The sequence below is a fragment of the Desulfoplanes sp. genome (assembly GCF_054921335.1).
Genome location: NZ_JBUDSQ010000090.1, coordinates 1 through 8,598, shown reverse-complemented (window position 1 = coordinate 8,598; position 8,598 = coordinate 1). Strand labels below are relative to the sequence as shown.

Genomic DNA, 8,598 nt, shown 5'->3' with positions numbered 1-8,598 from the left:
CGGAGACACGGAGACGGGAGACGGGAGACACGGAGACACGGAGACGGGAGACGGGAGACACGGAGACACGGAGACGGGAGACGGGGAAGGACAGGGAGACAAGGAGAAAGGAAGACGGGAGGCAGGACAGACTAACACGTCATCCCGGACTTGATCCGGGATCTTGATCGATCAACTTTTATCCAGTCCCAATATCCACTGTCCCAATATCCATCACTGCTCGAAGGTTGCTTGACACCCTGTTGGAGACTTTTTATTAATTTTTAATACTACACAGGAGGTCTTTGATGCCGACGAGCGTTGCCCTGAATTCCCATTTTGAAGAGTTCATCCGATCCCAGGTCGAGTCTGGCCGGTATGCCAGTATCAGCGAGGTTGTGCGGGCCGGCTTGCGTCTGCTTGAAGATCAGCAGGCTTGCCGAGAAATTCAGCTTGAAGAACTACGAGAGGCTCTTGCAGCCGGCCTTAACAGCGGACCGGGCTTTCCCGCAGATGATGTTTTTGATGGATTGGAGGCGAAATATTCTCAAATGGCAGTCAGCCAATCGTGATAACGTTAGCATTTTCTCCGCTTGCCCGAAAGGATCTGGAGGCGATCGGCGATTACATTGCCGAAGATGATCCGTACCAGGCTGTACAATTCATAAAAAAATTGCGTGAGCAATGCTCGAAGATCACCAGCGCGCCCAAAGCATACCGCCTCCGAGAAGAGCTGATGGATGGTTTGCGGTCCTGCCCCTTTCAGAAATACGTGATTTTTTTTATTCAAGATGATTCGAAAGTACTCATCGTTCGAGTCTTACACGGCGCAATGGACATAGAGACAACTTTTGCAAAATAAAACGTAACTGTCAGAGACTGCCTTCGTGTCGTCCAAGATCCCGGCCTTCGCCGGGATTTTTTTTGGATGGCTTATTTCCCATCACTGCCACCGCAACAGTCGCCGTTCCAGCAGGGTCTGGAGATCGCGTCGACCGGCCAGGACACAGTGAATGTAGACGGTCGAACCGTCGATTTCGTAGATGACTCGATAGGGTTTGGAATGGACCTCAAGAAAGGTCGTAACGTTGATCCGTAATAATTCTGGTGGGACGTGCCCCCGTTCCGGAAGCTCGGTCAAGCTTGAGCAGGTTTTTTCCAACTCTTCAAAGACGTAGTCGGCAGCATCCCGGGAATCGTGCTCGAGAATGTACGAATAGATATCCAGGAGATCCAGCTCGGCGTCTTCGATGAGCTCTACTGCAAAGATCACGATACTTCCTCGATCCTGGAGCGCAGCCGACCAAAGGCCTTGTCGACCGGAGTCGTCCTGCCTTCTCGTTTGCTCTTGTTGCTCAATGCAAGTATTTTGAGCAGTGCCAGGCTCTCCTGTGTCTTTTCATACGAGTCGAGATCCTGGACAACGACCTTGGCCTCGCCGTTTTGGGTGATGATGAGCGTCTTATGCTCATCGGCAATTTCCCGAACAAGTTCGGAGGCATGAGCTTTCAGATAGCTGATGGGCCTGATGGATTCGCGTAGTTTCATGGTGCACCTCTCTGACCCATATTTAGGCCTTAAACTGGTCAGGGTCAATACGTTTGACTCCTCTTGCTGTGAAAGAACCGGACTGATTCCATAGTTCTATTGGAGGTTGTGGCATATGAACAAACTGCTTTGAGATTGCGCAAACAGCGGGCGCAAAGGGCCATCTACAAGTTTGCGCAAAAGCTCGTGCAGGTCGGGGTTGCGGAGTGGCGAGGGGAAGGGGGTATGCAACTAGCCCCGTAGCCTCTTCATGGAATAGACTCCTTCAGCTCCGGCTAGGCTGGTGAATCTACGTGTATCCTTGGAGTGGAGCAGATGTTTGACCTGATCGAAAACCTCCTGCACAAATTCCTTTGATCCCAAGATTCCGGCATCGCTGAAGTAGCGGGTTCGGTAGCAGAACAATTCGAACCGTTTGAGTTCGAAATTCTTCTTTCTCTCCTTTTTCACGATTTTCGGGTCCATGGGCTTGCCCTTGCCCGTGTCCACCGCACCGGTTTCATAGACGAATTGCCTGTATTTGCGTATGATCTCGGATGGTTCGCGTTCTCCCCATTCCTTCATCCCGAAATCCACGCATAGCAACCCGTCTCTGTTGCCTGTCTGGACATGGTAGCCCAGGGAACACCATCTATATGCCTCCGGTCGTTTCACAATCCCCGCACGAACCGGATTCAAATCCACATACGCCAACAGGTTGATCAGAGAACGACCGTTCTGGACGATCAATGATTTGAATCGATCCCCCCAGAAATACCCCTTTCTGCCATGCCGCTTGTTGTAGTAGCGCGTGAATCCCTGTTTGATATCCTTGACGAATTTGGCCAGAGAGGCCCACCGCTCCCTGAATCTTGAAATGGTCTGATCGCTGATCTCCCGTCCTTCGGGAAACCATTTCTCCAACCGTTCCCGGACCTGATCATTGGAAAAGTGGTCCTCCGTATACATGCGGGTGACCAGATGGAAGTGGTTTGACATGATGCAAAACCCCAGCACGTCCACGAAATAGAAACGGCTCAACCTCCGGATAAGCCCAAGCAGATAATCCTTTTCCGGCTTTTCAAGGGGAAAACCATCGAGCGCTGTTCTGGAAATGACATGGTAGACGGTAGGAACGTCTGAACGAACAAACCGAGCTATTCTGGGCATCTGGCTGCTCCGGGTGTAAAAGTGCAAAGGCAGGAAAAAGTTGTCGAAAGGGGAGTTGGAAATGATCTTGGTACATTCGTCCAAATTTCTCAACTTTTATCCTGTCCCATAGTTCGTCTCTATGGTTTCTTAATAACGATATGCTCTTTGTTTCTCAGTCTCCTTACATACATCGTGCATGGAACCGTCTAAGCTATTTTGAAAAAAAATACGGCCTCGTGGGAATATATTCCCCGTCTTTTACGACCAATCCCTATCATCCTCACATGATCCGAACTGACGGCCAAGGGTTTAAACGAGTTTGCTATGTGGATGGCATTGCACCGTTGATTTGTCTGAGATGTTTGGAAGATATCGGTGGCTTGGACAAAGGAGATAATGATATCGGTTATGGGGTGGATGCCTGGGTGTCCTTGCGGGCTTCAAGAAAAGGGTGGGGCGTGGTTGTGGATCAGGAAGTCGCTGGGAGACACCGCTATCATGGTTCGGCCCGAGAGTTGGATGGGTTCATGAAGCGGGCTGCAGATCTTGAACAAAGATATCTATTTTCACGATTGGGGAGTAGCTACCGACTCCGGCTGCGCGAATGGGCCTGCAACACTATGGTTTTGCAGTAGGTTGTATGAACATATCGCGTTGGTGCAAGTTCTCACGAAGACGAAAAGATACGATTTGCTTTTGGAAAGGCTACTACCCGGGCATGGTAAAAGGAGTGACGTTAATGGGACAATTTCGCAATTTTCAGCAAGTTTCATGGATGATTTTAGCGATTTCTGATGCTTGAAATATCCGGTTGAACTTTTTGATGATATTTTGCTTTGGGGAATAGTTGTACCGGCCTTCAATGAAATTTTTTAAACCGATAACGATTGACTCAGGTTCAAAACCGCATGTTAACCCCGTTTGACTGTCTCGGATAATGTCTGCTGCGTGATTACCTTCGCATATACCAAAAATTGGCATGTCAAGGTTTAAATATTCTGGAAGCTTACTCGTAACCATGCCGGTGTCGCCGGAACTACCATAAAGGAGTAGGGAGTCGTAGTTAGCTTTGACATGAGCTAATCCCTCGGATTTGGGAACAGCATTATAAAAATGTAGTATGTCTCCTAACTGAAATTTTTGTACCAGAGATCGTTCTTCATCCAACGATGGGCCAATAAATGATAGGTTAAATCGATTTTTTTGAAAAAAACCTTCTTCGTGTAAATATTTAAGTGCATATAAAAAATCAAAATATGATTTAATACGGCTATCTGTAGACCTAGAAGATAAAATAGATCCGAACAAAACCATATCGTGTTGATTGTTTTTCTTTTTTGTTGACTTGATTTTGCAAAAATCATCGGGATCGAATCCGTTGTAAATAGTATCTATGTGTCGATTATATTTATTAGAATACATTTTTGACCATACCTTTGATACTGTAATGATTCTATCTGACGATTTTATGCAACATTTTTCTAATCTATTGACTTCTTTTTTTATTTTATTATAGGAGGGTAAAAGGCTTTCTACAGTCAAACCGTCGCGAAATTCAATAATAAAAGGTATTTTTAAGATTTTTTTTATGTAACTTCCAATTGGTAAAGAACTGGCGAGTGGAAATGTTGAGTAGACGAGATCGAATTTTTTATTATTTAAAATTGAGGGTAGTGATGAATTTATCTTTTTTTCCCATTCCATATCACGCAAGCAAGAAGAGCATTTAAATGGGAAACGAAAAATTTTTTTTTCATAATCGCTAGAAAGCTTAATTCCAATATCTGTTGTGATTACTGTTACATCAATATTAAATCCATGAAGATATTTAAATAAAGACCATGGCCGTCCTGTGCCACCGTTTTGCATAGGAGGAAAGTAATAGCTAATAAGTAAAATATTTTTATTCATTGTTCAATGTATATTAATAAAAGTTTGGAATAAAAAGAATTTATCAATAGTAAATATTTATCTCAAAAATTGTCAAATATAGTTTTATGAAATCTCGTCCATTTGTTAGCCTCTGTATACCTGTTAAGACCGCGACGCGTATACCTTTCATATCTGTAGAGGAGGTAGTGAAGAGCCTCAGCCCTTATCTAGCAGGGTGGAGCGGTTATTTTAATTTCGGATATCCACGTAAGGCATGCCGACAGGCCAACCACTTCGCTCAAGAAAAACTGGTTAATCCATCTGTGTAGAAAAAGCCAACGCCTATATGGGCCCGGACCCAATGATGCGTTTTGTAAACATCTCCAGATGCTTGGTCTTATCATCTGCAAGTGTTGGTTCCCCTGTGTCCCTCAGTGATATTCTCTTGGAGAAAGCCGTATGCGGGAAATACGCACGTACGGTTTGACGAGCGGACTTTGATGTTCATTAGCAAAGTCTGGGCATCAGCGATCTACTCTACCAGTGGTATCTCTCAACCCTATTAAAAATTGCTTCATGATGATTTCTGTGGAACTTTAGTCTTTTGTGGCATCTGTGTTTAATATGCCACACATGATCCAGCAAAAAATAGATGTTGGCTCTGGGCATACTTGTTTACATCGCTGTTTTGCGTCCACAAAAAAGCACTCTAAGGTAATTTGAGGACTCTCCAGAAAATTTTTAATCAATCAATTCATGTGGTTAGTTCGGTCCGACCCCCACGTATTATGAGATATAATTTATCCTGAGGGACATAGTCCACTTCACAGTCCGAGACAATTCCCGTCCTTGTAAAAAATGGACGTGCAACTGGCCAAGTTCAGTACCATGGAGGCCAAGCCTGGAAGACGTAGTTCCTTGAGGCCAGACTCCTTCAAGAATTCCCGGCCAGGCATGTACTCCGGGCGATCAGTATTGTCGAACACTACAATACCGGAAGAAGACAGAGAAGACAGGCTGTTGTATGCGCAGTTTACCCGGTCCCTCCCATCAATCACAACTATGTCGAACTGCATGTTATTGATCTTTGAAACGGTTCGACAATAGTCGCCATCTCGGTATAATTTCTGGAAAACTGACCGGACGTTTTCGGGAAATTGAGGAGTCATTGTTTTGAACCACTTTTTGCTGTGTTCCACCACGACTACGCGCCGAGCGCGTTTGGCCCACCATAGGGTGCTGCTTCCACAACCGAATTCAAACACGTTTACGCCGTATGGGGTGCGCTCTTCCAGCAGGTCCACAGCAGGGTAGGTTAGCCAAGGCATTGGCGCTCCCTCGTCGTCTACGATGGTTTGGCGTTGGTAGCTGGAAAACCAGCCATGTTTTTTGAGGTATTTGTTGGAAATGATTTCTTGGTACATGGTCGTAGGTTCACAAGCTCGTGGCGCATTGGGTGTGACAATCTCCATGGGCCGGGGCCGCGCGGAGGGCTGTTGCATGTGCTTTTCGACAATCTCTATGAAGCGTTGAGCGTTGCGTTTTAAGTTGTAATCTTTAAGGCAACGACTCTGACCAGCGGCCGCAATGCGTTTCCTTTCATCGGGGTAGGCGATGAAATGGCGGATTTTTTTTACGAGCGTTTCTGCGTCCTTGTAAGGGACGATTTCCTTATCCCATTCAAACCAGCGGGAAACGCCTTCCAACGCGAACACCAGCGAACCGCAACCTGTGCTCTCGAACAGGCGCATACTGCAATTGTCCTCCTGGCTAATGTTCTTGATCGGGTACAAGTGCCGGTCCGACAGGTAGATTGGTGTCCGAGAGTCAATAACAATACGTCCGTGCCGCAGACAGCGTAAAATGTCTATGCCGAAGACAGGAGGCGGCTTCAGATAGGGAACCATGGCCGGGGTCAGATGGCTGAAATCACCTGAAAGATGCAGTGAAAGGGAAAATCCGTATTGCTTGGCGGCTTCGGCCACAGCGTTCAGAATGGTAATCCGGCGCGCGTCGGTAAGGGTGCCCACGAAGACGACGTCTGTATCTTGAGGGATGGTGGCGAGCTCCTTCATGACGTTTAGAGGAAAACCAGGGGAGAACATTTCGGCGGATCGAGCCCCGAGTGCTGGGGCATATTCCATTACGCTGGGCAGGCTTGTGAGGATGACATCGAAGGCCGACCAATCCCAGTTGGTCTGCAAGGTGGCGCACCGCCAGCTGACCACAAGGCGCGGTTTGTGGGACAGGCTATCGCGTAGTGCGCTGTTAAACGTATATGGGCTAAAGACGTATAGCACCTCCGGCTTGAATTCGTCGATGCGCATGCGCAAAATTTCCGCCTCCCAGTTTGGCCCTTTGGGCACAGGCAGCCCCTTATCCTTTAGCCACGCATGCTGCAAGGGCTTGGCGTTCGAAAAAGTGAGGTCGTACGAACATCCTAGTTCCTTAGTATATGGCGCGATGATATGCGGGGCAAAGAAACCATAGTTAGTCAACGCCTCTGTCTGGGTCCGACAGTCCTTGGATGCCATGTCAGGATTCTGGGCGTAAAAGTGGTTGATGAAATTTGTATAGGTCGAAAAAATTTGCATAACACGCAGCGGTCTCGATGGTTTTGTGGTCATATTTTCGTCCTTCGCCAATCTACATGATGATATGAAGAGCCTCGTATTATTTGGTTCAGCTTAGGCAAGGCTTTTTTTAGCTCCAAAAACTATGTGCGGATTCAATTGTGGGAGTCGGCCCCCCTTTTTATAGTTCCGGTCACATGACTTGATGCTTTTTTAAGGCATTGATCGTTATATTTACAGCAAGTTAGGATTGATTTTTGGTTTGAAGTCATGTGACCGGAACTATAGCTGAGCAATGGACTTCGTTGGCTGGGTTACTTTTTTTTTGTGATTGCAACATCCTGACAAAATATTCGATAGTTGCCTTGAGGCCCTGGGGCAGAGGAATTGACGGTTCCCAGGCATAATGCTCTTTTGCTGTTGTGATTTCGGGGCATCGTTGCTTGGGATCATCTTCAGGAAGCGGTTCAAATCGGATTTCAGCGTTACTTTTTGTCAGATCAATGACCGTTTTGGCTAGTTCCAGGATGCTGAATTCTTCTGGGTTACCCATGTTCATGGGACCGCAAAAATCTGATTCGTCCTCCATAAAAGCGATTATCAGGTCAATGAGATCGTCTACATAGCAGAATGATCTGGTCTGGGAGCCGTCTCCGTATATAGTTATGGGCTGGTTATGCAGTGCCTGCATGATAAAATTTGAGATTACCCTTCCGTCATTGGGGTGCATACGTGGGCCGTATGTGTTGAAAATACGCCCTACGCGAATATCTAGACCGTGCTGGCGGTGGTAGGAGAAAAAGAGAGATTCCGCGCACCGCTTGCCTTCATCGTAGCAGGACCGTAGACCGAGCGGGTTCACATGCCCCCAATAATTTTCGCTCTGTGGATGCACGGAAGGATCTCCATAAACCTCGCTGGTTGAGGCCTGAAAGATTTTTGCTTTGACCCGTTTGGCCAGGCCGAGCATGTTGATGGCTCCGTGGATACACGTCTTGGTGGTCTGAACGGGATCGAACTGATAGTGGATAGGGGACGCAGGGCAGGCCAGATTGTAGATTTCGTCTACTTCCAGATAGAGGGGGAAGGTGATGTCGTGTCGGATGACTTCAAAGCGCGGGTTGGACAGCAAGTGATCTACATTGCTTTTTGAACTGGTGAAGAAATTGTCCACACAGAGCACTTCATAGTTTTTTTCAAGTAATCGTTCGCATAGATGAGAACCTAAAAAACCGGCTCCGCCGGTGACCAGAACGCGTTTGCGAAGATGCATGAGAGAAATCCTTTTGGTGTCTATTGGGCGGATAAAAAGGGTGTAATGCGCCCTACGTCTTTCTTGGCCTGTTCAAGTATTTCCAGAGCCTTTTGCAGATCCGGCAACTCCAGGTTTTTCCGGGCAAATACCAGTTCGGCCATTTCTACGATCCGGGTACTCATGAGCGGATGCGCCTGCAAAAAGTCAGGTCTTTAAAAACACTTGATCATTTCATGTCAC

Annotated in this window: 10 protein-coding genes; 3 read left to right on the top strand and 7 right to left on the bottom strand. The window is 46.9% G+C overall.

The genetic code is table 11. From position 1 onward, the window contains the following. Positions 1 to 287: 287 nt before the first annotated feature. Together ACY692_RS13145 and ACY692_RS13140 are read left to right on the top strand one after the other, a co-directional pair. Positions 288 to 551: a type II toxin-antitoxin system ParD family antitoxin gene (locus ACY692_RS13145; protein ID WP_462325833.1), complete on the top strand. Its 264-nt coding sequence runs from the start codon at positions 288 to 290 to the stop codon at positions 549 to 551. Beyond that, entirely contained in the window at positions 548 to 841 is a 294-nt protein-coding gene (locus tag ACY692_RS13140) for a type II toxin-antitoxin system RelE/ParE family toxin (RefSeq protein ID WP_462325832.1), read from the top strand. The genes ACY692_RS13145 and ACY692_RS13140 overlap by 4 nt, the downstream gene beginning before the upstream one ends. Before the next feature lie 81 nt (positions 842 to 922). Here ACY692_RS13140 and ACY692_RS13135 read toward each other — a convergent pair whose 3' ends face one another. The 4 genes from ACY692_RS13135 to ACY692_RS13120 all read right to left on the bottom strand — a co-directional run bounded on the left by ACY692_RS13135 (position 923) and on the right by ACY692_RS13120 (position 4,569). Continuing rightward, the gene (locus ACY692_RS13135) at positions 923 to 1,252 is read right to left on the bottom strand and encodes a type II toxin-antitoxin system RelE/ParE family toxin (protein ID WP_462325831.1); all 330 of its coding nucleotides are present in this window, start codon (positions 1,250 to 1,252) and stop codon (positions 923 to 925) included. Then, the gene (locus tag ACY692_RS13130; protein ID WP_462325830.1) at positions 1,249 to 1,527 is read right to left on the bottom strand and encodes a type II toxin-antitoxin system Phd/YefM family antitoxin; all 279 of its coding nucleotides are present in this window, start codon (positions 1,525 to 1,527) and stop codon (positions 1,249 to 1,251) included. The genes ACY692_RS13135 and ACY692_RS13130 overlap by 4 nt, the downstream gene beginning before the upstream one ends. A gap of 231 nt (positions 1,528 to 1,758) precedes the next feature. Continuing rightward, entirely contained in the window at positions 1,759 to 2,676 is a 918-nt protein-coding gene (locus tag ACY692_RS13125; protein ID WP_462325829.1) for a transposase, read from the bottom strand. Between the two features lie 741 nt (positions 2,677 to 3,417). Further along, positions 3,418 to 4,569 (bottom strand): glycosyltransferase, encoded by a 1,152-nt coding sequence (locus ACY692_RS13120; protein ID WP_462325828.1) that lies wholly within the window; start codon positions 4,567 to 4,569, stop codon positions 3,418 to 3,420. A gap of 86 nt (positions 4,570 to 4,655) precedes the next feature. Here ACY692_RS13120 and ACY692_RS13115 point away from each other — a divergent pair, with 86 nt between their 5' ends. After that, complete coding sequence (locus tag ACY692_RS13115; protein ID WP_462325827.1) at positions 4,656 to 4,859, top strand: group II intron maturase-specific domain-containing protein; 204 nt, start codon at positions 4,656 to 4,658, stop codon at positions 4,857 to 4,859. A 495-nt stretch (positions 4,860 to 5,354) separates the two neighbouring features. Here the strand turns inward: ACY692_RS13115 and ACY692_RS13110 are convergent, their stop codons facing one another. The 3 genes from ACY692_RS13110 to ACY692_RS13100 all read right to left on the bottom strand — a co-directional run bounded on the left by ACY692_RS13110 (position 5,355) and on the right by ACY692_RS13100 (position 8,540). Then, a complete protein-coding gene (locus tag ACY692_RS13110; RefSeq protein ID WP_462325826.1) occupies positions 5,355 to 7,157 on the bottom strand; it encodes a glycosyltransferase in 1,803 nt (600 codons plus the stop codon). A gap of 214 nt (positions 7,158 to 7,371) precedes the next feature. After that, positions 7,372 to 8,376 (bottom strand): UDP-glucuronic acid decarboxylase family protein, encoded by a 1,005-nt coding sequence (locus ACY692_RS13105; protein ID WP_462325825.1) that lies wholly within the window; start codon positions 8,374 to 8,376, stop codon positions 7,372 to 7,374. Positions 8,377 to 8,396: 20 nt separating this feature from the next. Then, positions 8,397 to 8,540 (bottom strand): hypothetical protein, encoded by a 144-nt coding sequence (locus ACY692_RS13100; protein WP_462325824.1) that lies wholly within the window; start codon positions 8,538 to 8,540, stop codon positions 8,397 to 8,399. Positions 8,541 to 8,598: the final 58 nt, after the last annotated feature.

Coding starts and splice junctions, on each gene's coding strand:
- ACY692_RS13145 (WP_462325833.1), top strand. CDS start 288: ATGCCGACGAGCGTTGCCCTGAATTCCCATTTTGAAGAGTTCATCCGA.
- ACY692_RS13130 (WP_462325830.1), bottom strand. CDS start 1,527: ATGAAACTACGCGAATCCATCAGGCCCATCAGCTATCTGAAAGCTCAT.
- ACY692_RS13125 (WP_462325829.1), bottom strand. CDS start 2,676: ATGCCCAGAATAGCTCGGTTTGTTCGTTCAGACGTTCCTACCGTCTAC.
- ACY692_RS13120 (WP_462325828.1), bottom strand. CDS start 4,569: ATGAATAAAAATATTTTACTTATTAGCTATTACTTTCCTCCTATGCAA.
- ACY692_RS13115 (WP_462325827.1), top strand. CDS start 4,656: ATGAAATCTCGTCCATTTGTTAGCCTCTGTATACCTGTTAAGACCGCG.
- ACY692_RS13110 (WP_462325826.1), bottom strand. CDS start 7,157: ATGACCACAAAACCATCGAGACCGCTGCGTGTTATGCAAATTTTTTCG.
- ACY692_RS13105 (WP_462325825.1), bottom strand. CDS start 8,376: ATGCATCTTCGCAAACGCGTTCTGGTCACCGGCGGAGCCGGTTTTTTA.
- ACY692_RS13100 (WP_462325824.1), bottom strand. CDS start 8,540: ATGAGTACCCGGATCGTAGAAATGGCCGAACTGGTATTTGCCCGGAAA.